Raw genomic sequence first — 25,845 nt, forward strand, 5'->3', positions numbered from 1 at the left:
CAAGGCACAGGTTTGCTTACTTCCAAAATTGGCCGCAGGACGCCAACAAGCAGCATGTACTGTGATCAGAAAACGGTCATTTAGAGTAAATATTTACATATCTGACTTCAGGATGAGGCAGGCGAAAAGACAAACTTGACACCTGCCGATCTTTAAAAATGAGATTGTGCGGAGTGGCCTTCAATCGGTAACAAACGCCAGAATATCGGCATTGATGATGTCTGCATGTGTCGTGTGCATGCCGTGCGGATAACCGGGATAGATTTTCAGCGTGCTGTCCTGAAGCAGTCTGTCCTGCAGGACAGCCGCGTTTCTGTAAGGTACGACCTGATCATCATCGCCCTGCAGCACAAGCACCGGCACTGTGATGGCCTTCAGATCCTCGGTCTGATCCGTTTCGGAGAAGGCCCTGATACCCTCGTAATGGGCCTTGGCGCTGCCCATCATGCCTTGACGCCACCAGTTGCGGATCGCCCCTTCGGAAACCTCAGCTCCCGTGCGGTTGAAGCCGTAGAACGGTCCTGTGGGAACATCGAGAAAGAACTGTGCCCGATTGGCTGCCAGTCTGGCCCGCAGTCCGTCAAGAACTTCAATCGGAGCACCTTCAGGACTGCGGTCCGTTTGCACCATCAGAGGCGGCACTGCGCTGATGAGCACAGCTTTGGCAACACGCCCCTGAGGTTGACCATATTTCGCGACATAGCGGACAACCTGTCCGCCGCCTGTTGAATGTCCGATATGGATGGCGTTTTGCAGATCGAGATGTTCCACAACAGCCGAGGCGTCGGCTGCGTAATGGTCCATGTCATGACCATCGCTTACCTGTGCCGACCGTCCGTGACCGCGACGGTCATGCGCTATAACGCGAAATCCCCTGCTCAGGAAGAACAGCATCTGCGCGTCCCAGTCATCGGCGCTCAGCGGCCAGCCATGATGGAAAACAATCGGCTGGGCATCCTTCGATCCCCAGTCCTTATAGAAAATCTCTACACCGTCAGATGTGGTGACAAAGGACATGATACGCCTCCTGGCTGATCAATAACGGGATACTGGTCAGAGCCTAACCTTGAAGCTAACTTCAAGGTCAAGCTGCGTTCATGACCGGGGGTAAATCATGAAGATTGGAGAACTGGCACAGCAAAGTGGACTGACACCCTCGCGCATCCGCTTCTATGAGCGCATCGGACTCCTGAAGACGGTCGCGCGTCGTCCCAACGGATACCGGACCTATCCGCAGCAGGCCGTGATGATCCTGGGTCTTATCACCACAGCGCAGCGGGCCGGGTTTACACTGGACGAAATCCGCACCCTGCTGCCCTCTGATCTGACACACTGGGATCATGCTGCGCTGATGGATGCCCTGACCCGCAAGATCGTAGATATCGAAGCGCTTCAGGTGCGCCTGACGCAGAGCAGAGCACATCTGCTCCGTCTGATTGAGGATATTCAGGAGCGTCCCGACGACATGGACTGTGCAGCCAATGCGCATCGTGTCCTGACGAACATGCTTGCGGACCACCCCGAAGCCCTTGACGTTACGTCGGGCGATATCCGCCTTCTGGATACAAAGGACCGCCGTCAGTCTGTAAGCCCTGGCCGCCGCAAAAAGACGGCATCCCGTTAAACCTTATCCAGAAGCGCCACGACTTTCCTTGCCGTTGCCCTAGCGGAAAAGGGGTTCTGCCCTGTTACCAGTCGACCATCGCTCACGACATGGGACATGAATGGCAGGAGTGCCTTTTCGTAAATCGCGCCCCGTGCCTTCACCTGTGCTTCCGCATTATAAGGAACTTCGCGCGCAACACCTGCCAGTTTCTCCTCGGTCCATGAAAAACCGGTGATCTTTCGGCCGGCCACCAGAAAAGAACCATCCGCACGCCGGATGTTCAGAAGCCCACAATATCCATGACAGACAGCGGATACGACGCCGCCCTTTTCCCAGATCGCGTCGGTGATGGCCTGAAGACCTTCACTGTCCGGGAAGTCCCACATCACGCCGTGACCACCGGTGAAGTAGATCGCATCATAATTCTCGGGCCGCAAATCATCAGGGCTTTGCGTAGAGTCCAGTAAAGCCATTTTTACCGGATCGTTCAGCCAGGCTTTGGCCGACTGATCGCACAGGGGCCACTTCAAAGCCTTGGGTTCAAGCGGAACCTTCCCGCCCCGAGGGCTGACAATGTGCTGTTCAAAACCTTTGGCAGCAAACACATCCCAAGCATGGGTCAGTTCCGACAGCCACAATCCGGTAGGATGAGCAGGATTGTCGAAATGAGCGACGTTGGTGGCAACGTGAAGGATACGGCGGTTCATGACGGGTCCCTTTCATGTGGCAGGGTACTCAAACACCCATCCTGTAACGTTCGAGCCTGGCTGAAGGTCAATCTCCTGTTTGACCTTAAATCTGACTCGAACGTTAAGCTGCATGTCCCTCATCTGTCAGACAACCAGAGGCTAAGACATATGCAGACAATTCTTGGCGCAAACGGTCAGATCGCCACCGAACTGGCGCGGAGCCTGAATCATTATCATACGCGTGACCTGCGCCTGGTGAGCCGCAACCCCCGCAAGGTCAATGAAGACGACACTCTTATGGCTGCGGACCTGATGGACGTCCGACAGACAACCGAAGCGGTGAAAGGCAGCGACATCGTCTATTTCACAGCCGGTCTGCCTCCGGACAGCAAACTCTGGGAAGACCGGTTTCCCGTCATGCTGAAGAATGCTTTGCAGGCCTGCCGGACTGCTGGCGCCAGCTTTGCCTATTTCGACAATACCTACATGTATCCGCAGGACAATCAGCTTCAGACGGAAGAAACCCGCTTCGCTCCCGTTGGCCAGAAAGGGCGGGTCCGCGCCGCAATGGCATCCATGGTCCTGAAAGAAATGGCGCGGGGAGACATTCCCGTGCTCATCGCCCGTGCCCCGGAATTCTATGGCCCGGGGAAAACACAAAGCTTTACCAATGCCCTGATTATCGACAGGCTGAAAACCGGCAAAAGGCCTCTGGTTCCTGTCCGTGACGATACGCGCCGAACTCTCATCTGGACGCCGGATGCGAGCCGTGCACTGGCAACCCTGGGCAATACACCGGCTGCCTTCGGGCAGACTTGGCATCTCCCATGCTGTGATGACCGGCCGACCTATAAGACATTTGTCGCCATGGCGAGCAGGGCCTTCGGACGGACGCCTGCTTATTCGGTCATAGGGAAGTGGCCGCTGATCATCGCAGGCATTTTTTCAAAACAGGTCCGGGAGATCAGAGAACTGCTCCCGCGTTATGAACAGGACAATCTTTTTGATTCAGCGAAATTCAAGCATCATTTCCCAGAGTTTTCTGTCACGACCTATGAAGAGGGTCTGGAACTGATCGGGAGGGAGCAGAAAGGCAGATGACGCTTTCCTTCAGACCTTTATGGTCAGGAGGAGTTCGATGATGTGTGTGCCCCTGACTCCCCAAGGCCGATAGCGGGCCTTCCGTTCCCTCCCCAAACAGCCTATCTGCTCTGTGAATGGCAACAGATAGGCTGTAGTCGCCTCATCTCGGGCATCAGGTAAAAGCATTACCAGCTCCGGAAGGCGAACGTCGCGCGGTGGCCCGATCAATCTGTGCAGCACATGCCATCAAGCAGCACGTCCAGTGCAGCTGGGACAGGCGATGACCCGACTTTCTCTTCAAGCAACTGTTTATTGATCTCCAGCATGGCCAGGCCGTGTACCTGCGCCCAGCTTGCCGCCGCCAGAGCGCTGACAGCAACCGGCCGGAAGCTTCCGTTGCGTTGTCCCTTGTCCAGAAGACCCAGAAGAATCCCGAAAGTGCTCATGGCCGCCTCATGAAGCTGCGGATCCATCGTCTTGTCGGCATCGGAACTGAACATCAGCCGATAAAGAGCAGGATTTTGACACGCAAACCCGATGCAGGCCTGCGCTGCGGCCACGAATTGCGCGCGCGTGGAAGGCATAGCTGGGGACATGGCCTCTGTCATGGTCTCCTCAAGCCTGACGAAACCAATCCGTGCCAGTTCCCGCAACAGCACCTCGCGATCACGGAAATGCTTGTAGGGTGCTGCGTGACTGACGCCTGTACGTCGCGCCACTTCCCGCAGGGTGAAGGCCCAGTTCTGGTCTACGGCCAGCATGGCAAGCGCGGTGTCAATCAGCGCACGGCGCAGATCACCGTGATGGTAAGGGCGGTCCTTGGGTTCACTCATTCGCGAGGCTCATGTTTACAGAAGAAACTTTCATTGACACCAGATCGTCGTGCTTCATATTTTGCCGTTACAAGTTTCTCCTGTAAACATGGAGGACGTAATGTCCGATGTTACGCCTGCTGACCTGCACCGTATTCTCGACTGCCAGCGTGCCGCTTTCCTGAATACCGGACCACCTGATCTGAAACAGCGCCGGACCGATCTGCGCCGTCTGAAAGCCGAAATCCTGAAGCGACGTACCAAGATCGTACGCGCCCTGAAAACCGATTTTGGCCAGCGGTCGGAGCGGGAAAGCGCCATCGTGGAACTGATCCCGCTGGTGCAGTCGATCAATTACATGATCGCACATCTGAGACATTGGATGAAACCGGAACGCCGGCACGTCTCGGCCTATTTCCAGTTCGGTCGCGCCTGGGTGATCCGGCAACCGGTGGGCGTTGTGGGGATTATCGCCCCGTGGAATTATCCGGTCTCCCTTGCTCTTGTTCCACTGGCGACGGCCATTGCAGCCGGTAACCGTGTCATGCTCAAACCATCGGAATTCACACCGGCCACATCGGAGGTGATCAGCGAGATCGTTCGGGCCGTGTTTCCGGTGGAGCAGGTTTCCGTCGTTACAGGAGACGGCGAAGTGGGCGCCGCGTTCTCGGCTCTGCCCTTCGATCATATCCTGTTCACTGGCAGCACGACGGTTGGAAAGAAAGTCGCAGAGGCGGCGGCACGCAATCTGACCCCCGTTACCTTGGAACTGGGCGGCAAGTCTCCCGTGGTGATCGAACCGGGTTTTTCCATACAGCGGGTGGCAAACCGGGTAGCGTTCGGCAAGCTGACCAACGCCGGACAGACCTGCATCGCACCGGATTATGTGCTGGTTCACGAAGACGACAGGGACGCTTTTGCCACCGCCTGGCAGAACGCTGTGAAAAAACTATATCCGGGCGGCTATGTAGGATCACCCGATTATACGGCCATTCTCAATCAGCATCACTATGAGCGGCTGAGCGGTTTGATCCGTGATGCTGAGGAGCATGGCGCCCAGATTATCCGGATGGGGAACGATTCAGCCGCCAACCATGTCCTTGCCCCGGTTCTCATACTGAACGTCAAACCTGAAATGGCGGTCATGCAAGAAGAAATTTTTGGGCCTGTCCTGCCTGTGCTGACCTATAGAAACCTTAATGAAGCAATTTCCTTCATCAATGCGCGTCCCCGGCCTCTGGCCCTATATTATTTTGGCGACAACCGTGTTGAACGCGACAGGCTTTTAAAGCGCACAGTTTCGGGAAATATCACCATCAACGGTACATTGATGCATTACGTGCAGGACGATCTGCCGTTTGGTGGCGTAGGGAACAGTGGTATCGGGGCGTATCATGGAAAGGAAGGCTTCATCGCGCTTACCCATGCCCGTGGTGTATACCGACAAGGGTGTTTCAATGCGGCAACGTTGCTTAAGCCACCCTTCGGTAAGATCACCGACGCCATCACAAATCTGATTCTGCGATGACAACGCTCGTTCTGCTTATCGGGGGGCACCGACCTTATCAGGCGCCTCGTCGATGTAGAGCTTACCACGCGGTCCGATACTGCTGCCTCCCGCCTGACGCGTCGGAAATCATCCGGCCTATGCTGCTGGGTCACCCATGCGGAGGCACGAACGATGGAAAGGCGATTGGTCAGCGACTGGCCATGAAGATATTGAGGGGTAACGGCGGCGCGGCGATCTTAGGCTCAGGACTTATAGCCAGCAGATGACGGTTGCGGCGAGGCAGATCGCCGAGAAGAATACGGTGGGGCATCTGTCATAGCGTGTTGCGACCCGTCTCCAGTCCTTGAGCCTGCCGAACATGATCTCGATACGGTTGCGTCTTTTGTCTTTCCGCTTGTCGTATTTTATGGGTTTCCCTCGGGATTTCCGGCCCGGAAGGCAGGGCTTGATTCCTTTTTCCTCCACGGCCTCCCTGAACCAGCCAATATCATAGCCCCGGTCTGCCAGCATCCATTCGGCTGGAGGGAGGCCGCCCAGAAAGGCAGCTGCACCGGTATAATTACTGATCTGGCCTGCTGTCATGAAGAAATCGAGCGGGCGTCCGCTCCGGTCAGTGACGGCATGTAGCTTCGTATTCATCGCGCCTTCGGTGCGCCCGATCAGACGGCCTGGAGCCCCTTTTTTTAACCGCAGGCTCGAAGCTGTACGATGTGCCTTGAGAGAGGTCACATCAATATAATCGTCTGAGGCTCTGCCTTGCCGGTATCCAGTCCTTCCATCATGCGGATGAATACCCCCAGAGCACTCCAGCGCTTCCAGCGATTGTAGAGCGTCTTGTGTGGACCGTATTTGCAGGGTGCATCACGCCAGCGCAGACCATTTCTGTTCACGAAAATGATCCCACTCAACACATGACGGTCATCAACACCAGGTTTGCCATGGCTTTTCGGGATAAAAGGGCCGTAGACGCTCCATCTGTTCGTTCATCAGCCAGTACAGGTTACTCATCTTCAGTCTCCTCACTGAGCCTGAATCTCATCCGACCGCCCATATCAATGGGGCCTGAGCCTACGAAAACGGACTGGCGCCGTATCGCATACACGCCATGATAGATTCCTCACCGTCTTCTTCTTTGTTATCTGCCTTATCGTAACAGTCGCTTTCTGATTATGAATTTTCAGCATGGTGGGCTATAATCTTGTTATGCGTTATACATTGCGTCAGTTAGAATATTTTGTTGCAGCGGGAGAAGCAGGTTCGATTCGACATGCCTCCGAACGGCTCTCAATTTCTCAACCCTCGATCTCTACGGCTATTTCTCATCTTGAGATCGAATTGAATGTCCAGCTTTTTATTCGGCATCACGCGCAGGGGCTTTCCCTGACTTCTGTTGGCCAAATTCTTATGAAAGAGGCCAAGCATATTTTATGTATGGCCGAAAATCTCTATTCTCTGGCTGCAGAGACCACTGATCAGGTTCGAGGCACTCTTTCAGTCGGCGCAATGGTCACACTTGCGCCAATGATCATGCCTGAACTTGTACATAGTTTCTGTGCAAGATATCCAGCTGCGGAATTCACACAGGTAGCCTCGAATCACGAATGGCTTGCTGAAAAACTCAAGCAGGCTGAGATTGATATTGCGATCACCTACGATCTTCATTTTCCGCCTGGAATTGAATTTTCGCCTCTGGCAAGTTTGCCGCCACATGTATTGGTCAGCGAAAACCATCATCTGGCGCAACGTACATCTGTAGAGCTGGCCGAACTTGCTGCAGAGCCGATGATTTTCCTGGACCTCCCCCTCAGCAGACAGTATTTCAACGCGCTTTATCACCGTGAGGATCTGGAACCCAACATCTACGCCCGAACCGCTGAACAGGAAGTCGTCCGGACGATGGTTGCCAACGGATACGGATATACGCTTGCAAATGTCCGCCCATGTTCAGATATGGCGCTTGACGGGAAAAAGGTTGTGCGTGTGAAGCTGTCAGGTGATCATCGCCCAATGGTTATCGGAATGGCAACCTGGCAGGGCGTCCGCAAATCCCGTCTGCTGGACCTCTTTGCTGACCACTGCCGGTCATCCATCTCCGATAATGCAATTCCGGGCATGAGTCCGCTTTGATCCAGAAGCAGTTGCTCTGTTCAATAAAGCAATGTCTATTTCAAAGCTGTTAGGCTACTCGGCGTAATCTGGCTCTTCCTGATCGAGAATAAGTTTCATTTCCTCGAAATGCCTGATGGAAAAATCCGTGATTTTTTCCCAGTCACGGGCCGTTCTCTCAGCAACATCATTCGACAGCACAGAAAGCTCACGGCCAGTAGAATAGGCAGTGATCAGGATCTGGCAGGCGCGCTCGATCGTATACATGTCGTCGAACGCTTCCCCAACGGTAGGCGCTACGACCATAACGCCATGATTGCCCATCATCAGTCTTGTTTTGTCTTTCAGCAGAGAGGACAGACGGGCCCCCTCAGCCTCACTATCCGCCATACCACCATATTGAGTATCAACAGCGACACGATTGAAGTATCGGGCCGTGTTCTGATCAATGGGCAATATGGTAGGATCTTTAAGGGTGGAAACTGTCGTGCTGTAGATGGGGTGAAGATGCATGGCCACCCGGGCTGTGGGATTCAGACGATGCAACTGCCCGTGAATTGCCCAAGCGGTTGGGTCCAGATCGAGCGCCGCCATGTTCTCAGGGTCTTTGGTATCGACCAGAATAAGGTCGCTCGCCCGAATCCGTGAAAAATGCCGCCATTTTGGATTGATGAGAAAACGTGACCCGTCCGAAGACACTGCAACGCTAAAATGATTGGCAACAGCTTCATGCATGCCAAGCCGGGCAGCAAGGCGGAAGGCTGCAGCAAGATCAATCCGGGCCTGTTTCTCGTCATTGGCGGTCATGGGATCGGTTCCTGAACAAGATGATCTGAAATTCCAGAATTCTTCACCCTTTAGAGACTGCGCCCAGGACAGGAAAGACGGATTTATCAAATGCAGTTTCTGGTTTTTCCGATGCAGCGCGCCCAAAAACTCTTAGGAAAAGACTAAGCAACGATAATCAATTCGATTGTTTCTCAAGGCATATCGTTTCCATACAACAACGGAGAGGTCTTCCTGAGTTGTGGAAGAATTCTTCTGTCAGTCCAGTAGGAAATGTCCAGCATGACAACGGAAACCGTCGATACCCTCATCATTGGTGCTGGCCAGGCCGGCGTGGCCATGAGTGAGCACCTGGGCAAAAGAGGTGTACCACATCTCGTTGTCGAGCGCGGCAAGATCGCCCAGAGATGGCGTGCCGAGCGCTGGGATTCCCTGGTTGCCAACGGACCAGCCTGGCATGACCGTTTTCCCAACAGAACATTCGACAAAACCGCTCCTGACGGATTTGCTCCTCGGGCTCAGCTTGTCGAATATTTTGAAGCCTATGCCGGGCAGATTGATATGCCGGTCCGCTGTGGGGTCGAAATACGTCATCTCAAAAAAGCTGCAGACGGTCTGGGATTTGAAGCCGAAACCGCAGACGGAACCATCAAGGCAAAGAATGTCGTAGTCGCAACAGGCCCGTTCCAGAAGCCGTCTTTCCCCAAGATCATCCCTGCGGATTTTGACGTGCTCCAGATGCACTCGAACACCTACAAAAATCCGCAGCAGATCCCTGAAGGCGGAGTGCTGGTCATCGGAGCCGGCTCATCCGGCTCCCAGATTGCGGACGAACTGCGCGCCTCCGGCCGTGACGTCTGGCTGTCCGTTGGCCCCCATGACCGTCCGCCCCGTCGTTATCGCGGCCGTGATTTCGTATGGTGGCTCGGCGTTCTCGGACTGTGGGACATGAAAGTGCCAAGCCCGGATACGGAACACGTTACCATCGCAGTCAGCGGCGCGCATGGCGGCCACACGGTTGATTTCCGCAATCTCGCAGCCAACGGCATGACCCTGGTTGGCAGAACCGAGTCCTTTGAGAACGGGTGCCTCCAGTTTGCCAGGGATCTTCAGAAGAACATCGAAGGGGGCGACGCCAACTACCTTTCAATGCTCGATGCCGCGGATGCCTATGTCGAGGCGCACGGACTGGATCTCCCCGAAGAGCCGGAAGCACGCGCTATCGGAGCATTTCCGTCCTGCGTCACAGACCCCATCCTGAGCCTCGATCTGGAAAAGGCCGGCATCAAAACCGTTATCTGGGCCACTGGCTACAAGTTCGATTTCAGCTGGATCGACATCGACGTCTTTGATACCCGCGGGGCCCCGCGCCACGACCGCGGCGTCTCCATCGAACCGGGCCTCTACTTCCTTGGTCTGGCATGGCTGTCACGACGTGCCTCTCCGTTCATCTGGGGAGTCTGGCACGATGCGGATTACCTTGGAGAGTATATCGCGGACCGTCGTCTGGCTCTGGCAGGCTGACGGCGGAGGCGCCCGGTGTCCGTCTCCGAAATCGAGACCATCCTCTCGTCGCTCGTCGGCTTTCCCAGCGTCTGCGGATTGCCGAACGGTGAAATCATCGACTGGATCGAAGCGCATCTTCTGGCCTCCGGGGCCCGGATACGCCGCGTTCCCGGAGACGCCCCCGGCCGCTATAGCCTGTTTGCCGCAGTCGGACCGCAGGAAGCGGAAGGTATCGTCCTGTCCGCCCATGCGGATGTGGTCCCCGTCACCGGGCAGGACTGGTCCTCGGACCCGTTCGTCCTGACCCGGCGGGAAAACCGGCTTTACGGTCGTGGCAGCAGCGATATGAAAGGCTTTCTGGCCTGTATGCTGCACCTTGCCCGCAAGGCTGGCCGCAAAGACCATCCTCCTCTGAAACGGCCACTCTACCTTGCGATCTCGCATGATGAGGAACTGGGCTGTCTGGGGGTACGCTCCCTGATCGAGGGCATCCGCGAAGACGGCGATCTTCAGGTCGCCGGATGCATCGTCGGCGAACCGACCGGGATGCAGGTTGCCGTCGCCCATAAGGGCAAGATCGCTTTCGAGATCATCTGCCGCGGGCAGGCGGCCCATTCGGCAAACCCGTTTCTCGGGAAAAGCGCCATCACACTGGCAAGCAACATGGTCGAGGCACTCTCCCGCCTGCAGGAACACATCCGGCAGACCGAACGGCATGACGGGCGTTTCGAAGTTCCGTTTTCCACCGTGCAGGCCGGACTGATTTCAGGAGGTGCCGCTCTCAACATCGTGCCGGATCTGTGTACGATCACCGCAGAACTGCGCCTGCTGCCCGGATATGAAGACGCGCCCTATCTGGAATGGCTGGAAAACGCATCCCGGAAGGCTGTTGAAAACCTTGGTGGTGGCGAAGTCGAACTCCGGATCATCAATTCCTATCCCGGCCTGAACGCATCCCCCTCAAGCGATATCTGCTCCCTTGCCCTGCATGAAGCCGGCCGCAACCAGGTCAGCGTCATCGATTTCGGAACAGAAGCAGGGCTGCTGGGCGAAAAACTGGGGATGGACTGCATTGTCTGCGGCCCGGGCTCGATTGCACGCGCACACAAGGCCGACGAATACATCACATTGCCCGAACTGGCGGACGCAGAGCGTTTCCTGAACGGGGTCCTTGAACATCTCAGACGATAAGCGGCGCAGCACGCCGCTCTTTTCATGAAAGGCACCGCCGATGACATTTTCCATTGTCGCCCGCTGTGAGCGGACCGGTCAGTTCGGGATGGCCGTTTCGTCCTCCTCGCCGGCCGTCGCCAGCCGCTGCGCCTTTGCCCGCGCCAGGGTTGGTGTCGTGGCAACCCAGAACATCACGGACCCCCGCCTTGGCCCCGCAGGGCTGGACCTGCTGGAGCAGGGGGCAACAGCCAGCGAATGCCGGGATATTCTGGTGCGCGGTAATACCTTTCGTGAGTTCCGTCAGCTTGTCATTCTGGACCGGCAGGGCAACACGGCCTTATGGGCCGGTGAGAACGTGCTCGGCTGCCATGCCGAAGCTTCGGGAACGAATGTCGCCGCAGCCGGCAATATGCTGTCCCGGCCGGACGTCCCGCAGATCATGAAAGAGGCCTTCAACGCCTCCAGCCCGTCCATGGAGCTGGCGGAAAGGCTGATCCTTGCCATGGAGGCCGGACTCGAAGCAGGCGGTGAGGCTGGCCCCGTTCATTCCGCAGGACTGATGGTGGTGGAAGAACAGAGCTGGCCGCTGGTGGATCTGAGGGTAGACTGGAGTGACGCCCCCATTGCGGATCTGCGCCATCTCTGGACGCTCTGGCAGCCCCAGATGCGTGATTACGTAACCCGCGGTCTCAATCCGCTCTCCGCACCGTCCTATGGAGTACCGGGGGACCAGTAAGGCCTCCTTTTTTCTGGAGGACGCCCCTTCAGGCATCTTCCAGAATCATCCGCGCCGCCTTTGCCCCGATCATCATGCTGGGCGCGCTGGTATTCCCGCTGATCAGTGTCGGCATGATCGAGGCATCCGCAATGCGCAGGCCCTCGATCCCGCGCAGCTTCAGACGGGGCGTGACAACCGCATCCTCATCCACGCCCATGCGACACGTCCCCGCCGGATGAAAAACCGTCGCAGCACTCTGCCGCAGATAATCCAGAATCTGCCCATCGCTCACCACGTCTTTTCCAGGCGCGATTTCCGTTCCACGTGTGCCATCAAATGCGGCCTGTTCCAGAATCCTGCGGGCATATCGGATACCTTCGCAGAGCACCTCAAGATCGCGCGGTTCCGATGCGAAACTGAAATCAATGACCGGCCTGTTCGAACCGTCCGTCGCCAGCCTGATGCTGCCACGGCTTTTAGGCCGCAGAACGCAGGTATGGATCGCAATGCCATGCCCCCATTCAAACAGCCGCCCGCGCGGGCTGCGATATCCCGGTACGAAATGGAACTGGATATCGGGAACGCTGTCACAGGCGAGGGGCGTACGGGCAAATCCGCCTGCCTCGACATAATTGGTGGTCAGCCACCCCTTGCGTCCAAAGAGGAATTTCAACGGCGATTTGAGCACCGCCGGCAGGGAGCGCCCGGAAAAACCCAGCGTCCTGTGATCGGTCGAGCGAACCGTGACAAGCCCGTCCAGATGGTCCTGAAGGTTCTGTCCGACGCCCGGCAGATGATGAACAGGCGAGATACCTGCCGCAATGAGGTCTTCGCTCCGCCCGATCCCCGATGCCATCAGGATCTGGGGGGAACCGATGGCCCCTGCGCAGAGCACGATTTCCCGTTCCGCCCGCAGCAGCCGTGTTTCGCCGCCCTGAACGATCACAATCCCTCGCGCAACCTCCGCCTCAAGAACAAGATTGCGCACCTGAGCATCGGCAATCATCGTGAAATTCGGCCGGTTCAGGATCGGATGGACAAAGGCGCGATAGGCGCTGAGCCGATAGCCATCACGCTGGGTGACATCATAGATCCCGACGCCTTCAAGCTGCGCACCATTGAAGTCGGAGTTTTCAGGCAGACCGGCACTGACCCCGGCCTGCACGAAGCTGCGTGACAGCGGATTAACATCCCGGGGCGTCGTGACATCCAGTTCGCCCCTGAAGCCGTGAAAAGCCGGGTCAAGATGACGGTGGCAGTGTTCGAGATCCCGGAATTCCGGCAGAACGCTGTCCCATCCCCATCCCGTACAGCCAAGCGCCTGCCAGTGGTCGTAATCCGTGCGGTCACCACGGATATAGATCATGCTGTTGAGGGTGGTGGACCCCCCCAGTGCCTTTCCGCGTGGAACATGGATGCGACGGTTCGCAAGATGCTCCTGAGGCGTAGAGAAGAACTGGTAGGCGAACCGCCTGCTCTTGTAGAGGGTGAGCGTTCCCGCCGGGATTTTTATTCTTGGCGTCCGGTCACTGCTGCCAGCCTCGATAAGACAGACACGGAACCGGCCATCGGCACTGAGGCGGTTCGCCAGAACGCACCCCGCCGAGCCGGCACCGACAACGATGAAGTCAAAGGACTGGGGCAGGTCATTATGCATGGTCAAACCCGTGTTTTCCTGAACATCCGGTTCATCAGAAACCTGTGGAGACGGTCGCAAGGCAGGCAAAGGAAGGTGCAACGTAGTAATTGGACGTCCCCGCAACAGCGCCAGTGCTGTAAACGCCGGACAGGTAATGCGTGTCGCCCAGATTGACGATGTTCAGACGGATGTTCGGCTTCTTGAAAAAGCCGATGTCATGGGTACGGGCTCCCAGCATCAGGTCCACCTGCTTGTGACCGGGGATACGCTCATCATTCATGAACGTACCGTATTCCTTGTCGACATATTTCATGGACACACTGCCAAAGAATGTCCCGTCATCATACTGAACGCCAATGGCCGCCATCCAGCGCGGCGCTGAAGTCGCAATCTTGCCCTTCGTTGCATAGGTCACACCACCGATCGTGATGTTGTTGTCATTGGTGGCGTAGAGATATTCACCGGAGACATAAGGCGAAAAATGATGCCAGGGCGTAAAGCCGAGTTCCGCATCGACGCCGCGTGACGTCATCCCGCCCGCGTCGAGGAAGTAGGGCACGGCATTGATGTATTCATTGATGGCGTGATGGACGAAGTTGTAGTTGAACAGCGTCACCGAGCCCATGACCCACCGGTTATGGTACCGGGCGCCCAGCTCTTCGGCGATGCTGTATTCGTCCTTCAGATGCGTATTGGCCGTCTGGTAAAGGCTTGCATCATACGGGCTGTTATACTGGTTGTAGAATGCCGACCCCATGGGAACACGGAAGCTCGTCGTCGCATTGGCAAAAAGCTGGATGTTGTCATTCACCTTGTAGCTGATCGACATGCGCGGCAGGGGTTCGGCCGAGTTGTAGCCGACTGCATATTGCGGCCCAGGCTGCTGTAGCGTGCCATTGCGCGCGGTCATGACTTCCTTGAAGCCAACATTGATATGCAGCCGGTCATTAAGCAGCCGCACCTCATCCCCGACATACAGCCCGACCATCTGTGTGATCGTGTGATACCGCCAGCCATTGAGGACGGTGCCGTCCGTCAGCTTGAGCAGCGAGTTCGAAACATTCCCGGCTTCGTCCAGACCCGAGAACGGCTCGCTGACATTCATGTCGCTGTAGCCATACCAGGCCCCGAACACCAGATGATTGATCCCGGCATCGTAATGCATGGCCGCATTCAGTCCGGTATAGCTCTCACGCCCATACCAGTCCCATTTGGCGGCCACATTGCCATCCTGGGAATAGGTGTTCCCCGCAAGCTGGCCATTAATCGGCTGCGTGCCGTCATAATACGTCCCGCTGGTCGGAACCGTATAAACGCCAAGCGGATAATTTCCCGACCCGTGATAGAAATACGGGGTGACATCGAGGGAAAACTGCTGATTCAGCTTGAAATGGGACTGACTGCTCAGCAGATAATCCGTCCAGTTCGTCTGGAATCCCTTGTAGTAATTTGAATCACCGAACTTGTAGGTCCCATCCAGATTGATCCCGCCACCAAGCCCGCTCTTGTTCCATGCCGAGAGCGAAGGCGTGCTGTACCAGGCGGTACTCTCGTTGTTGTACGTGAAGGACAGGGAAGTATAGCTCTCCGGCGCCCAGTCCTTGATAACCTTGAAATCCATGTGCCGACGGTTGTTCCGTCCCGGCCCACGCCACGCCCGGCTGGTCAGGTTCGAAAAGGAAGCAAACGCACGAAGACCGGTATTCCCGATCTCGCCGGTATCGTAACGGATGAACTGCCGGTTCATCTGATGGGTGCCATAGCTGACATCAACCTGCCCCGAACGTTTGTATTCAGGATTGCGTATCCGCACATTCATCGTCCCGCCCGCAGAATAAACGGTCGGCATTTCAATGTCAGGCGCGCCCTGCTGAAGCTGGACACTTTCCATGTTCTCACTGTCCACCCACTCCGACGAATTGGGAGTGTAATTGTCCGGGTCATTCATCGGCGCGCCTTCGAAGATGTAGCCGATTTCCTGCTGATTGAGGCCGCGGACACTGACGGCGGACTGATCGGTGACGCCGAAGGGATCTCCCATGGCGACGTTGGCGCCTGGAGAGAGATTGACGAGGGCCAGGGTGTTGGAGGCGGGGGACTGCTTGGCGATGAATTCGTGGGATATGGTGCTAACGGAGCGGGCGGCGGTTTCGCGCTTGATCAGGCCTCCGCCCGGTCTGTGGCGGCTGACCGAAACGCTGATTGTTTCGCCGGGGCCCGTGTTTTCCACGGAGGTGCGTTTGGCATGCGCCAGGGTTGCCGCCGACTGGGCGTTATGAGCCGAGGCGCTGTGTTTGACTGTGGCTGCCAAGGCAGTTTTCGTGCCTCCTCCCAGGAGGAGAACTGTCGAGGAAAGAAGCAAACAATGGCGTGAAAGCAGGGATTTCGTCTGCATGGCAGTGCCTCGGCATGAATGACCTGCATGATGCGGGTCTTGCGTTAGGGAGGAGGGGCTGAAGAAGGGTGTATGTTCAGTCCGGGATCACGGCGATGACGTCCACTTCGATCAGCCATTCGGGCCGGGCGAGAGCGACGACGACCAGCCCTGTAAAAACGGGAAAGACGCCTTTGAGGTGCTGTCCCAGGACACGGTAGGTGGCTTCGCGGTAGCGGATATCAGTCAGATAGACCGTGACCTTGCAGATATGGGACAGCTCGGAACCTGATTCCTTCAGGAGGAGCGCGATGTTTTCCATGACCTTGTGGGCCTGCCCCACCGGGTCGCCCACGGCGACATTTTCACGCGTGTCGAGATCCTGGGGGACCTGTCCGCGGACATAGACGGTGTTTCCTGCAACCACGGCCTGACAGAGATCATTGTCGAGATTCTGTTCGGGATAGGTTGCCTTGGTATTGAAGGGGCGGATTCGGGTGTGGACGGGCATGGAACTGTTTCCTCAAACTCTTCGCGCCTGATGCGAGTTTGGTGCGATAAAGCAATGGTCGCAATTCGATGCGATAAGTTAAAGAAGGGATGTATGGGGAAGCGCTTCGGAAAAACCGAAGAAGGCTTTTGCGGGGGCGGAATATCAGGTTCTGTGCCGCGCCAGAGCCAGATAAAGCACGCCGGGCACGAGGATGCCGATGATCCAGGAGACATCGATCCCACCAAGGGCGCGGGCGAGTGCGCCGGTATAAAGACCGTTTGACAGGAACGGAATCTGTACGATGACGCCGATGGCATAGCACAGCAGGGCTGGGCGGTTGGCGCGGCCATAGATGCCGCCATCATGGCGGAAGAGAGAGGGAATATCGTAGGCTCCGTGCCGGACCAGATAATAGTCAACGAGATTGATGGCGGTCCAAGGAGAGAGGACCGCGAGCAGCAGTGCGATGACGTTGTCGAGGATCTCCAGCACGCTTCCGCTCAGATTGATGGTGATGACGGCGCAGCAGAGGCACAGGGTCAGGGCAGCAAAGGCGCGGGACCTGCCAGTCGGGGTCCAGTTGGGGCGGAAGGTCTGGAGGAAGGTCAGGGAGGAGAGCGCGGCGCAGTAGATCTGCATCGTGCAGCTGACCAGTGTCGAGACCATCATCACCGCAAAAAGAACCATCGGCAGAAAGGGAGACCAGGGCCTTACGGCATCGTACATGTTTCCCGAAAAGCCGGTGCTGCCGATATAGGAGCCGATGAAAGTCGGAAAGGCAGTGCCGATGACGCTGCCGGCCAGGCAGACGAGGAATGCTGTCCGTTCACCGGTCGCCGAGGGAAGGTATCGGGTATAGTCCGAGACATAGGGGGCATAGGCGATCTGCCACAGGACGCCGAGCGACAGGGCCGTCAGGAACTCGTGGGGTGTGGGGGACTGCCACATCGGCTGGGCGAGATGGCCACCAGATGCGGACATATAGGCGAAGGCCAGCAGAACAAAAGTGATGGCGGCGACAGGAATGAAGCCGGAGATGAAACGTTCGATCACGTCGTGGCCGATGGCGCAGAGGGCGCCTATCACGATGACGGAAATCCATATCGGGAGCTGGCTGACGGAAGTTCCGAACACCTGCACTATCTGTTCTCGGCTGATGGCGAAGAACGTAGAAGTGAAGCCGATATACATCAGGATGATGATGGCAATGATCAGCAGGCTTCCTGTCGAGCCGAACTGCCCGCGTGTCTGCTGCATCTGGGGAATGCCGAGATGAGGCCCCTGGGCGGCGTGAAGGGCCATGAAGATGCCCCCCAGCAGATTGCCAGACAGAATGGCGAGCAGGGACCAGCCAAGGGAGAGATGGCAGATATTCGGGTAGATCAGGCCTGTCATGATGGCCATGATGTTCTGGTTTGCGCCGATCCAGACCATCAGGAGCGACCAGGCGTTCCCATGTCGGCGGTCTTCCGGAACAGGAAAGATCGTTTCGTTTTCGACGGCGAATGTCGGCGTCGTGTGCTCCGGGGCTGCCTTGTCCTGGAAAGGGCTCATAAAGGATGGATCTTTCCTGCTTGCCGGATCAGATATCGTTCCACTGTGGCATTGTATTGGCCGGGTCGATAGCCCCCAGAAAGCATGAGATCACATCTTCCCCGTCAGGCTCGGCGCCGCACATCATGGAGATGGCGAGTCCTGTCAGGGACGAAGCGGGGGTATGTCGGCTTGTGGGGTTCGTGACCGAACGGGCGCAGAGATCCATCACCAGGGTTGGACAGCAGAACAGGCCAGACCGGATTGTTTCGCGCCAGTGCGCAGGAAGAGCATTGCGCTCCGCCAGTCCTTTTAGAAGGGGGCGCCACAGGAGTCGGGCCTTGTCGCGCAGAAAGATGCGCCGCAGGGGCGTAAGGGACCAGTGTGTCGTGACGAAAGCGGTGTTGTTACTGATCCGGATTTCGGGCGTCGATGTCAGCTCTGCGGAATGGTAGAGCCAGTCCGGATGGGCGAAGATGTTGTGAAACGTGGCCTTGATCTCCGCCAGCAGGGCGGGAATATGGCGCCCGGCAAAGGCTGGATCGAACAGGGTCAGGCTGGTGCTGTCGGGGTTGAACCAGACATTGGCATTATGCGCATCTCCGTGGGCCACGACACCGCCGCTACGCGCGAGGCTTTCAGGAGATAGAGTGCTCAGTGCCTTGTGGAAACAGTCCTTCAGGGTCCGGTCATAGCGGACGCCGTCGATCACCCAGTTCAGTTCGAGAAGCTTGCTGCCGGTCAGGACGGTGCCGGGGAAGATGAATTCCCGTTCCGGGGCGAAGAACCTTGCCGCCCGACCTCCGAGCGTTCCGAAGGGTTGACCGGGAGAAGTGAGGCGATGGTGAAAGAGCTGGTGGATCGGTTCGTCCGCGCTCTGTTTTGCGGTGATCGGGTGCCATGAGCGCAGGTAGAGCGTGGCGCTCAGCTGATCCAGTTCCTGCTGGGCCTGTATGAGGGCAGGTTTTTCCGCGCCGGGCAGAGACGTGCCGTGATCGGCCGCGCGGGCGGCATCGGCAAGTTTGGGAATGGTCTTGCGGGCATAGAGCAGAATCTGCCGTCCCACGCGACGGCAAACATAAGCGGGCATATCAACAGGAAAGCCAGCGTCCAGAAGGATTTCGCCCCTGTAGAATTCCTGAAGGACGGAATCCTCGTTTTCTTCATGATGGAACTTGAAGAAAAACTGTTCTCCATCGGCACGGGTCATGAACCCGTTGACGGAGTTCAGGCTGTAATCATCCGCGCCGAGAACGACTTCCGTGATCCGGAAGCCGAACTCCTCTTCTATCATTCGTGACAAAAGGGCCTTTGCGAGAACGGAATTCCCGCTTCGGGCTGCGGCAAGGATTTCGGCCGCGCTGGCGGTTTCGGCTGTCATCGCGGTTCAAGCTTCGGCATGGGGCGGGCTGAGGAGACGGCGCGGGCATGCCCGGAGAAGTTCTCGTAGCGGGCGAACCGTTCCGCATGGCGTGCGGCTTCCGGATAGGCTTCCGGCGAGACGCGGGCGAAGGACATGCGCTTCATGAAATCATGGACCGACAGCGGGGAGTGAGTCCGGGCGGCACGGTTCGTGGGAAGAACGGCGTTCGGACCGAGGACGTAATTGCAGAGCGTGACGGGAGAGGCCGTGCCGAGCAGGACTTCGCCAGCGTTGCGGATGCGGCCGAGGTCTGCCATCGGATCGACCGTCAGGATTTCCAGATGTTCAGGTGCGTAGGCGTTCGTGAAATCGACGGCGGCGCTGAAGTCCTTCGTCAGGATGACACCGCCATGGGAGCCGCCCAGAACGGCGCGGGAGAACTCGGCGCGTTTGGGGTCCATTTCGGCCCAGTGCGTGGGCAGCGCGGCAATGACGCCTTCGGCAACGCGGCGGCTGCTGGTGACGAGCCACGCAGAGGAATCGGGGCCATGTTCAGACTCGATGATGAGGTCCAGCGCAGCCAGAACCGGATCGACACTGTCATCAGTCAGGATGATGCTTTCGCTGGGCCCTGCGGGGATGCCGGGATCGATCCGGTCGGACAGCAGTCGCTTGGCGGCGACGACATACGGGCTGCCGGGGCCGACGATCTTGGCGCAGGCGGGCACGGTTTCCGTTCCGAAGGCGACGGCGGCGACGGCCTGTGCGCCACCGCATTTGTAGACGTCCTCAACGCCGATCAGGCGGGCGGCCACGAGAGTGCCGGCATCGACGGTGCCGTCGGGGGACGGGGGTGTCACGATGATCAGGCGGGGGACGCCAGCCACTTTTCCGGGGATGGTCGTCATGTTCACGACGCTTGGGAAGCTGCCCTTGCCGCGCGGGACGTAACAGGCCACGGAGTCGATCGGGACGTTGCGATCGCCGGCCCAGATGCCGGGCTGGACCTCGATCATCCAGCTTTCCTCGGGCTTCTGGGCCTCGTGGAAGCGGCGGATGTTCTTGATGCCGTATTTGATGGATTCGAGGACGTCGGGTTCGATGCTGGCAAAGGCGGCGTCGAATTCTTCAGGCGTTGCCTTAATGCTCATATCAGGGGTGGTCACCCGGTCGAAAGCCTGTGCGAAATGGCGTAGGGCGGCGTCGCCTTCGGTGCGAACGCGTTCGATGATCGGCTTGACGCGGTCGAAGAACACCGAGAGGTCACTCTCTGTCCGTTGCAGCAGGGCTTCTGTGATTGTCCCGGTCTGGGTCAGATCGTGGAACGTAATGTTTTCAGGCATCGGATATCTCTTTCGAGCCAGGGGGTGTGAGGATCAGAGAGCGGCGAGTGTTCCGCCATCCACATAGAGAACCTGTCCGGTGATGTAGGCGGAGGCTGTGGAGCAGAGGAATTGCAGTGGGCCGGCAAGGTCTTCCGGCAGTCCGAAGCGTGCGAGCGGAATGTTCGACAGCATTTTTTCGCGCCATGCGTCGTCTTGGAAGAAAATGTCGGTCATGTCCGTATGGAAGTAGCCGGGCGCAAGGGCGTTGACCCGGATGTCGCGCGGCGCCCATTCGACGGCGAGGCTGCGCGTCAGGCCGAGGATGCCGGATTTCGAGGCGCTGTAGGGGACGGCTTTTGCGATACCTGCCGCAGAAGTGAGGGAGGCCATGTTGACGATGGTGCCCCCGTTCCGCATCAGGCGGGCGGCCTGCTGTGCCACGAAAAACGGTCCCTTCAGGTTGGTATCCAGAAGGCGGTCCCACAGGGCTTCGTCCACGTCATCGCAGGCGCGCAGGGTTTCGTCACCAGCATTGTTGATGAGGATATCGAGAGCCTGACTCTCACGGGCAATATGAGAAAAGGCTTTGCGGATTGTGCCGAGATTGCTGACATCCAGGACGAGCGGATGCAGTTCCAGACCGCAGGATGCGGCTTCGGAGCGTGTGGCCTCGAGGGTTGCGGCGTTACGGCCGGAAATCCAGACTTTTGCGCCAGAGAGCGCGAGATGGAACGCCATGGCTTTTCCGAGCCCTCTGCCGCCTCCGGTGATGAGAGCTGTTTTGCCTGTCAGCGAGAAAAGTGAGGGCATGTCTACCATGTTCCGTCCGTACCGTTTGGAGCGATCAGGGTCTTGAGTCGGTTTTCTGCGCCTGAGAGCAGGTGGGCATAGCGGTCTGGCAGATCGGTGAGGTCCGCAGCCGGTGTGACCAGCCGGTCAAGAGCTGGGATCAGCTCTGGAAGCAGCATGATGGCCTGTGGCATTTCGTTGGCGAAGGCGCTGACGCCCCGGATGTCCAGTTCGTGTTCCACAATGAGATTGAAGTCCATCTGTGGAGCATGGTGGAAAATGCCTGCGAGGACGAGGCGGCCTCCCGGCGCGAGACGGCTGCATGCCATCTGCACAACGGATGTGGAGCCGGTGGCGTCGAGGATGAAGCCGGGACCTTCGGTGCCGAACAGGGCGTTCCAGTCTGCTTCGTCGGGCGGTAGCGGGATACTGCCGATGGTGTCGGCAAGGAGCGTCTGCCGGCCTGTGTTGCGTTCAAGGATGTAGACGTCATGGCCACGCTGCCGTAGCAGAAGGGCGGCCAGACCTCCGATGGTTCCTCCGCCGCAGACGATTACGGGTATCTCCGGTGTTGGATCGAGACGGTTGACGGCATGCAGTGATACGGACAGCGGCTCGACAAGGGCTCCGTATCTGAGGGGAATTGTGCGGGGGAAGGACAGGATCTGGGAGGCTGGCAGGATGACCTCCTGTGCGAACCCGCCGTCGCAGCTTTCGCCGACGAAACTGAGATTGCGGCACAGGTTTCTCCTACCCGACCGGCAGGCCTGACAGGTTCCGCAGCCGACTCTTGAATCTGCAATGACGTGCTCGCCGACTGTATGGGAGCCACAGTCACCGCTGATTTGCGTAATAATTCCGGAAAATTCATGTCCAGGCGTGACGGGACAGCGGGAGATCCACTGACCGGTCTGGAAGTTATGCAGGTCGGAGCCACAGATTCCGGCGGCTTCGACCCGGATGCGGACTGATCCTTCCGGAAGGTCTGCAGAGGTCTGGACAGGAAGAACGCGGATGTTTCCGACCCCGGAGAAGCGAGCGGCAAGCATGAGACTCTTCCTTTCCCCCTTGGGCTTAAATCGGGCGTTACATCGCCTTTCTGGTATAGATATGATGAAGGCGGAATGAAAAGGCCGGGGTGCTGGTTCTTCGCGTAGCTTTTTCCGGGGTATGGCTTCGGGAAATATGCACCAGAAACACATTACCAATGCGGAAGAATATATGTTTTATAATGGTCTGATGTTGCAATGGATTGCGGCAATATCAGGCCTTTTCCGAACAACGGATTGACTGGCAGCAGGACGGAGAGTGGCACCATGGATACCATTGGCGCACTGGAAGCAGAGACGATTTACCCTATTCCTCCCGAGCGGCGTCATGGGACTGCAAAGGATCTGTTTTCAGTCTGGTTCGGGCCCAACCTTATGATGCTGACGGTCGTGACGGGAGCTCTGGCGACAACGGTGTTCGGTCTGTCCCTGTTTCCTGCGTTACTGGCTCTGCTGATCGGCAATCTGGTTGGTGGTATTTTCATGGCGCTTCATGCGGCGCAGGGTCCCCGGCTCGGCGTGCCGCAGATGATCCAGACGCGGGGTCAGTTCGGATTGTTTGGAGCCGTTCCGGTAACCGCGATCATTGTGCTGATGTATGTCGGGTTTGCTGCTTCAAATCTCGTTCTGGGCGGAGAAGGTCTTCAGGCCTGTTTTCCGGGACTTGGGCGCTTTCCGGCGATCCTGATTATCCAGCTTCTCTCCATGGCGCCTGCCATTCTTGGTTATCGTGTCATTCATATTGCGGCACGTATTCTCACCCTGCTCTGTGGAACGGCTGTGCTCGTCTGTCTTTGGCAGGTGGCATCTGTGCATCCCGTGGTTCATGGGGCGGTCGCAGGTCAGGGGGAATGGACGGGTATTCTGCGGACCCTGTCGCTTGCCGCTTTGTGGCAGATTGCTTATGCGCCGTATGTTTCTGATTCTTCACGTTATCTTCCGATAGGACCCAGAAGCGAGAAATATGCATTTCTGGCGTGTTTTTCGGGATCTGTTTCGGGTTCGATGCTTGCCATGGGGCTGGGGGCAGCGATCGGGATGGTGGCTGGGGGCGCGCATATTATCCAGGCGCTGACTGCGGTCCTGGGCGTAACGACAGTTCCCGTTCTTCTGGCACTTTCAGTCGGGATTGCAGTAGCGAATGCCATGAATGTCTATTGTGGAGCGCTGTCCACATTGACTGTGGCGCAGACCTTCACGCCGGATCGCCATTATGGCAGAGGCGCGCGGCTTGTTGTTACAGTTCTTCTTCTGCTGCTTGCGTTCGGTATGGCAACACTCATGGCTGACCAGTTCATGACAGCTTATAGTGAGTTTCTGGAGCTTCTGATGTCCGTGATGATTCCGTGGACAGCCATTAATCTGACCGATTATTATATTCTTCATCATGGAGAGTATGATGTTGCATCCTTTTTCAAGAAGGATGGTGGTCTTTATGGCTATTACAATGTTCCTGCTCTGACCTGTTATGTTGTAGGAATTGTTGTTCAGATTCCATTTCTTTCGACAAATCTTTACACCGGGAGCGTAGCCCGTTTTCTGGGTGGTGTGGATATTTCCTGGGTCGTCAGTCTTATCTTCACACCAGCTGTTTATATTCTTGCGGAGCGTTCGTTCCGGCGGAAAGTTCTGCCTGGGGGAGAACGGGCATGAAGATCCTGTACAATGCAACGGTTGTGTTGCCGGGCAATGTGCGGCGCAAGAGTGCGATCCTTATCCGTGAGGGACGGATTGCGGGGATTGGCGATCATCATGCGCTTCTGGATAGCTGTGCCGGGGAAGTGGAACAGGTGGATCTCGGAGGTGCTTGTGTGCTGCCAGGATTTATCGACAGTCATCTTCACTTGCTGATGGGGGCTGAGTATCTTTCCAATATCGGTCTGCGGGATGCCAGGACGATGGCGGAAGTTGTCAGGAGGGTGGAAGCATTTGCGGCCGCGCATCCGGAGCGGGACTGGCTGCTGGGACTTGAATGGAGCTACGGATATCCGGATCTGCCGCCGGAAGGTTTTGACCGCGCGATGCTGGATGCTGTCGTGCCGGACCGGCCGGTTTTTCTGCGTTCGGGTATGGCTCATGCGGCATGGGCGAACAGCAGGGCGCTTGAACTTGCGGGGATTGATGCTTCTACGCCGGATCCTGAAGGCGGAGAAATCGTCCGGAGGCCGGATGGTTCTCCGTCAGGGTGGCTCAAAGAAGAGGCCGCAAAGCTGGTCTCGGCCCATGTTCCGCCCATGGATGAGCAGATGGTCCGGGAGGGGCTTGAGCGCGTGCTGGGTGAGATGGCGCGATGCGGGATTACCCGTGTCGAAAGCGCGGCTTATGATGAAGGGCTTTTTCCCATTCTGGGAGATATGGAGGCTTTGGGCGAACTGACCTGTCGTATCGGGGTCATGGTCGAGATGCCCCCGCCGCAGATGTCGGAAAAGCGGCTGGCGGAAATTGAGGGTTTGCGCCGGCGTTACCATTCCCCGATGCTAAGTCTTGATGGTGTGAAGTTCTTTCTGGACGGAGTTCTGGAATCGCATACCGCCTGCATGCCGCAGGGATATGCGGATCGTCCGGACGAGACTGGGACGCTGGTCTGGAAGCCTGAGGCCTATAAATCTGCGGTTCGGCAGGTTTCCGAGGCGGGTTTTCAGATCTGGACGCATGCGATTGGCAGTGGTGCGATCCAGCTTGCTCTGGATGCTTATGCACAGGACCCGGCAATGACGCGATCGCTGCGGCATCGTGTCGAGCATGTGGAAATCCCATTTGCGGAGGATATTCCCCGATTCAGGGAGTTGGGCGCTGTTGCGTGTCTTCAGCCGGTCATGGTTGCGCCGTCCGATGAATGGATGGGGATGCAGGGTGTCTGGGCCCAGCGGGTTCGCGAGAGTGAGTTGGAGCGGGCTTTCCCGAACCGGGCGCTTCTGGATGCGGGCAGTGTCGTGGCGTTTGGGACGGACTGGCCGATCGTATCGCTTTCTCCACTCCGGGGGATCAGCAAGGCCGTGACGCGCCGCAGTCTGGCTGGCGGGGCGGCTTTCGTTCCGCAGCAGGCCATTACGGTTCCCGAGGCGCTGTATGCTTATACAGCGGCGGGGGCGTTTGCCTGTCACCGGGAGGCACAGGAAGGCAGCATTGAAGTCGGGAAGCTGGCGGATCTGGTTGTGCTGAGTTCTGATCCTGCGGATGTGCCGCCTGGACAGATTCCGGAAATCTCCGTGCTTATGACCATGCTTGGGGGGCGGGTCGTTTATGATGCGCGGCCTGATGCCGAGAGCATCCTTTAGCTGTTTGCGCTCA

General features: G+C 57.5%; 21 protein-coding genes and 1 pseudogene. 9 read left to right on the forward strand and 13 right to left on the reverse strand.

Annotated elements, in window-relative coordinates:
• Window positions 1–180: 180 nt before the first annotated feature.
• Window positions 181–1,017 carry an alpha/beta fold hydrolase gene (locus GRO01_RS04945; RefSeq protein ID WP_062508153.1) on the reverse strand — a complete coding sequence of 279 codons (837 nt, stop codon included), beginning with the start codon at window positions 1,015–1,017 and terminating at the stop codon, window positions 181–183.
• 97 nt (window positions 1,018–1,114) lie between these two features.
• Between GRO01_RS04945 and GRO01_RS04950 the strand changes: the two genes are divergently transcribed.
• Window positions 1,115–1,624 (forward strand): MerR family transcriptional regulator, encoded by a 510-nt coding sequence (locus GRO01_RS04950; RefSeq protein ID WP_062508155.1) that lies wholly within the window; start codon window positions 1,115–1,117, stop codon window positions 1,622–1,624.
• Here the strand turns inward: GRO01_RS04950 and GRO01_RS04955 are convergent.
• Entirely contained in the window at window positions 1,621–2,313 is a 693-nt protein-coding gene (locus GRO01_RS04955) for a type 1 glutamine amidotransferase domain-containing protein (protein ID WP_062508157.1), read from the reverse strand. The genes GRO01_RS04950 and GRO01_RS04955 overlap by 4 nt on opposite strands.
• Before the next feature lie 150 nt (window positions 2,314–2,463).
• Here GRO01_RS04955 and GRO01_RS04960 point away from each other — a divergent pair, with 150 nt between their 5' ends.
• Entirely contained in the window at window positions 2,464–3,396 is a 933-nt protein-coding gene (locus GRO01_RS04960; protein ID WP_062508159.1) for an SDR family oxidoreductase, read from the forward strand.
• A gap of 206 nt (window positions 3,397–3,602) precedes the next feature.
• Here the strand turns inward: GRO01_RS04960 and GRO01_RS04965 are convergent, their stop codons facing one another.
• A complete protein-coding gene (locus GRO01_RS04965; protein WP_062508161.1) occupies window positions 3,603–4,211 on the reverse strand; it encodes a TetR/AcrR family transcriptional regulator in 609 nt (202 codons plus the stop codon).
• Window positions 4,212–4,311: 100 nt separating this feature from the next.
• Here GRO01_RS04965 and GRO01_RS04970 point away from each other — a divergent pair, with 100 nt between their 5' ends.
• Window positions 4,312–5,718 carry a coniferyl aldehyde dehydrogenase gene (locus tag GRO01_RS04970; protein ID WP_141306833.1) on the forward strand — a complete coding sequence of 469 codons (1,407 nt, stop codon included), beginning with the start codon at window positions 4,312–4,314 and terminating at the stop codon, window positions 5,716–5,718.
• 231 nt (window positions 5,719–5,949) lie between these two features.
• Here GRO01_RS04970 and GRO01_RS04975 read toward each other — a convergent pair.
• Window positions 5,950–6,708, reverse strand: a pseudogene (locus GRO01_RS04975) (IS5 family transposase).
• Window positions 6,709–6,882: 174 nt separating this feature from the next.
• Here GRO01_RS04975 and GRO01_RS04980 point away from each other — a divergent pair.
• Window positions 6,883–7,827 carry a LysR substrate-binding domain-containing protein gene (locus GRO01_RS04980; RefSeq protein ID WP_231490139.1) on the forward strand — a complete coding sequence of 315 codons (945 nt, stop codon included), beginning with the start codon at window positions 6,883–6,885 and terminating at the stop codon, window positions 7,825–7,827.
• Between the two features lie 54 nt (window positions 7,828–7,881).
• Here GRO01_RS04980 and GRO01_RS04985 read toward each other — a convergent pair whose 3' ends face one another.
• Complete coding sequence (locus GRO01_RS04985) at window positions 7,882–8,613, reverse strand: class II aldolase and adducin N-terminal domain-containing protein (RefSeq protein WP_062508164.1); 732 nt, start codon at window positions 8,611–8,613, stop codon at window positions 7,882–7,884.
• A gap of 261 nt (window positions 8,614–8,874) precedes the next feature.
• On the opposite strand from GRO01_RS04985, the gene GRO01_RS04990 reads away from it, so the two are divergent.
• The 3 genes from GRO01_RS04990 to GRO01_RS05000 are packed head-to-tail and all read left to right on the forward strand — an operon-like array spanning window position 8,875 to window position 12,007.
• The gene (locus GRO01_RS04990) at window positions 8,875–10,116 is read left to right on the forward strand and encodes a flavin-containing monooxygenase (RefSeq protein ID WP_062508290.1); all 1,242 of its coding nucleotides are present in this window, start codon (window positions 8,875–8,877) and stop codon (window positions 10,114–10,116) included.
• Between the two features lie 15 nt (window positions 10,117–10,131).
• The gene (argE, locus tag GRO01_RS04995; protein WP_062508166.1) at window positions 10,132–11,289 is read left to right on the forward strand and encodes an acetylornithine deacetylase; all 1,158 of its coding nucleotides are present in this window, start codon (window positions 10,132–10,134) and stop codon (window positions 11,287–11,289) included.
• 40 nt (window positions 11,290–11,329) lie between these two features.
• Complete coding sequence (locus GRO01_RS05000; RefSeq protein ID WP_062508168.1) at window positions 11,330–12,007, forward strand: DUF1028 domain-containing protein; 678 nt, start codon at window positions 11,330–11,332, stop codon at window positions 12,005–12,007.
• 28 nt (window positions 12,008–12,035) lie between these two features.
• Here the strand turns inward: GRO01_RS05000 and GRO01_RS05005 are convergent, their stop codons facing one another.
• The 8 genes from GRO01_RS05005 to GRO01_RS05040 all read right to left on the reverse strand — a co-directional run bounded on the left by GRO01_RS05005 (window position 12,036) and on the right by GRO01_RS05040 (window position 22,554).
• On the reverse strand, window positions 12,036–13,652 hold the full coding sequence (locus GRO01_RS05005) for a GMC family oxidoreductase (protein ID WP_197032596.1): 1,617 nt from the start codon (window positions 13,650–13,652) through the stop codon (window positions 12,036–12,038).
• 28 nt (window positions 13,653–13,680) lie between these two features.
• Complete coding sequence (locus GRO01_RS05010; protein WP_231490142.1) at window positions 13,681–15,939, reverse strand: TonB-dependent receptor; 2,259 nt, start codon at window positions 15,937–15,939, stop codon at window positions 13,681–13,683.
• Between the two features lie 160 nt (window positions 15,940–16,099).
• Entirely contained in the window at window positions 16,100–16,513 is a 414-nt protein-coding gene (locus tag GRO01_RS05015) for a RidA family protein (RefSeq protein WP_062508172.1), read from the reverse strand.
• Window positions 16,514–16,657: 144 nt separating this feature from the next.
• Complete coding sequence (locus tag GRO01_RS05020; RefSeq protein ID WP_141306835.1) at window positions 16,658–18,049, reverse strand: purine-cytosine permease family protein; 1,392 nt, start codon at window positions 18,047–18,049, stop codon at window positions 16,658–16,660.
• Between the two features lie 28 nt (window positions 18,050–18,077).
• On the reverse strand, window positions 18,078–19,409 hold the full coding sequence (locus tag GRO01_RS05025; protein ID WP_062508176.1) for a hypothetical protein: 1,332 nt from the start codon (window positions 19,407–19,409) through the stop codon (window positions 18,078–18,080).
• Complete coding sequence (gene hisD / locus GRO01_RS05030; RefSeq protein ID WP_062508178.1) at window positions 19,406–20,734, reverse strand: histidinol dehydrogenase; 1,329 nt, start codon at window positions 20,732–20,734, stop codon at window positions 19,406–19,408. The genes GRO01_RS05025 and hisD overlap by 4 nt, the downstream gene beginning before the upstream one ends.
• A 33-nt stretch (window positions 20,735–20,767) precedes the next feature.
• Entirely contained in the window at window positions 20,768–21,526 is a 759-nt protein-coding gene (locus GRO01_RS05035; protein ID WP_141306837.1) for an SDR family NAD(P)-dependent oxidoreductase, read from the reverse strand.
• 2 nt (window positions 21,527–21,528) lie between these two features.
• Window positions 21,529–22,554 carry a zinc-dependent alcohol dehydrogenase gene (locus tag GRO01_RS05040; RefSeq protein ID WP_062508181.1) on the reverse strand — a complete coding sequence of 342 codons (1,026 nt, stop codon included), beginning with the start codon at window positions 22,552–22,554 and terminating at the stop codon, window positions 21,529–21,531.
• Between the two features lie 267 nt (window positions 22,555–22,821).
• On the opposite strand from GRO01_RS05040, the gene GRO01_RS05045 reads away from it, so the two are divergent.
• Both GRO01_RS05045 and GRO01_RS05050 read left to right on the forward strand, forming a co-directional pair.
• Window positions 22,822–24,207, forward strand: coding sequence for a purine-cytosine permease family protein (locus GRO01_RS05045; RefSeq protein WP_083541285.1), 1,386 nt, complete (start codon window positions 22,822–22,824; stop codon window positions 24,205–24,207).
• Window positions 24,204–25,832: an amidohydrolase gene (locus GRO01_RS05050; RefSeq protein ID WP_062508182.1), complete on the forward strand. Its 1,629-nt coding sequence runs from the start codon at window positions 24,204–24,206 to the stop codon at window positions 25,830–25,832. The genes GRO01_RS05045 and GRO01_RS05050 overlap by 4 nt, the downstream gene beginning before the upstream one ends.
• Window positions 25,833–25,845 lie beyond the last annotated feature (13 nt).

This window comes from Gluconobacter roseus NBRC 3990 (assembly GCF_006538885.1).
Lineage (GTDB): Bacteria > Pseudomonadota > Alphaproteobacteria > Acetobacterales > Acetobacteraceae > Gluconobacter > Gluconobacter roseus.

What these genes read in the sequence shown, in the direction of transcription:
- GRO01_RS04985 (WP_062508164.1), bottom strand. Translation starts at nt 8,613, where the DNA reads ATGACCGCCAATGACGAGAAACAGGCCCGGATTGATCTTGCTGCAGCC.
- GRO01_RS04960 (WP_062508159.1), top strand. Translation starts at nt 2,464, where the DNA reads ATGCAGACAATTCTTGGCGCAAACGGTCAGATCGCCACCGAACTGGCG.
- GRO01_RS05040 (WP_062508181.1), bottom strand. Translation starts at nt 22,554, where the DNA reads ATGCTTGCCGCTCGCTTCTCCGGGGTCGGAAACATCCGCGTTCTTCCT.
- GRO01_RS04950 (WP_062508155.1), top strand. Translation starts at nt 1,115, where the DNA reads ATGAAGATTGGAGAACTGGCACAGCAAAGTGGACTGACACCCTCGCGC.
- GRO01_RS04980 (WP_231490139.1), top strand. Translation starts at nt 6,883, where the DNA reads ATGGTGGGCTATAATCTTGTTATGCGTTATACATTGCGTCAGTTAGAA.
- GRO01_RS05035 (WP_141306837.1), bottom strand. Translation starts at nt 21,526, where the DNA reads ATGCCCTCACTTTTCTCGCTGACAGGCAAAACAGCTCTCATCACCGGA.
- GRO01_RS04970 (WP_141306833.1), top strand. Translation starts at nt 4,312, where the DNA reads ATGTCCGATGTTACGCCTGCTGACCTGCACCGTATTCTCGACTGCCAG.
- GRO01_RS04965 (WP_062508161.1), bottom strand. Translation starts at nt 4,211, where the DNA reads ATGAGTGAACCCAAGGACCGCCCTTACCATCACGGTGATCTGCGCCGT.
- GRO01_RS05020 (WP_141306835.1), bottom strand. Translation starts at nt 18,049, where the DNA reads ATGAGCCCTTTCCAGGACAAGGCAGCCCCGGAGCACACGACGCCGACA.
- GRO01_RS05050 (WP_062508182.1), top strand. Translation starts at nt 24,204, where the DNA reads ATGAAGATCCTGTACAATGCAACGGTTGTGTTGCCGGGCAATGTGCGG.
- GRO01_RS05000 (WP_062508168.1), top strand. Translation starts at nt 11,330, where the DNA reads ATGACATTTTCCATTGTCGCCCGCTGTGAGCGGACCGGTCAGTTCGGG.
- GRO01_RS05015 (WP_062508172.1), bottom strand. Translation starts at nt 16,513, where the DNA reads ATGCCCGTCCACACCCGAATCCGCCCCTTCAATACCAAGGCAACCTAT.
- GRO01_RS05025 (WP_062508176.1), bottom strand. Translation starts at nt 19,409, where the DNA reads ATGACAGCCGAAACCGCCAGCGCGGCCGAAATCCTTGCCGCAGCCCGA.
- GRO01_RS04955 (WP_062508157.1), bottom strand. Translation starts at nt 2,313, where the DNA reads ATGAACCGCCGTATCCTTCACGTTGCCACCAACGTCGCTCATTTCGAC.
- GRO01_RS05045 (WP_083541285.1), top strand. Translation starts at nt 22,822, where the DNA reads ATGGATACCATTGGCGCACTGGAAGCAGAGACGATTTACCCTATTCCT.
- GRO01_RS04945 (WP_062508153.1), bottom strand. Translation starts at nt 1,017, where the DNA reads ATGTCCTTTGTCACCACATCTGACGGTGTAGAGATTTTCTATAAGGAC.
- GRO01_RS04990 (WP_062508290.1), top strand. Translation starts at nt 8,875, where the DNA reads ATGACAACGGAAACCGTCGATACCCTCATCATTGGTGCTGGCCAGGCC.
- hisD (WP_062508178.1), bottom strand. Translation starts at nt 20,734, where the DNA reads ATGCCTGAAAACATTACGTTCCACGATCTGACCCAGACCGGGACAATC.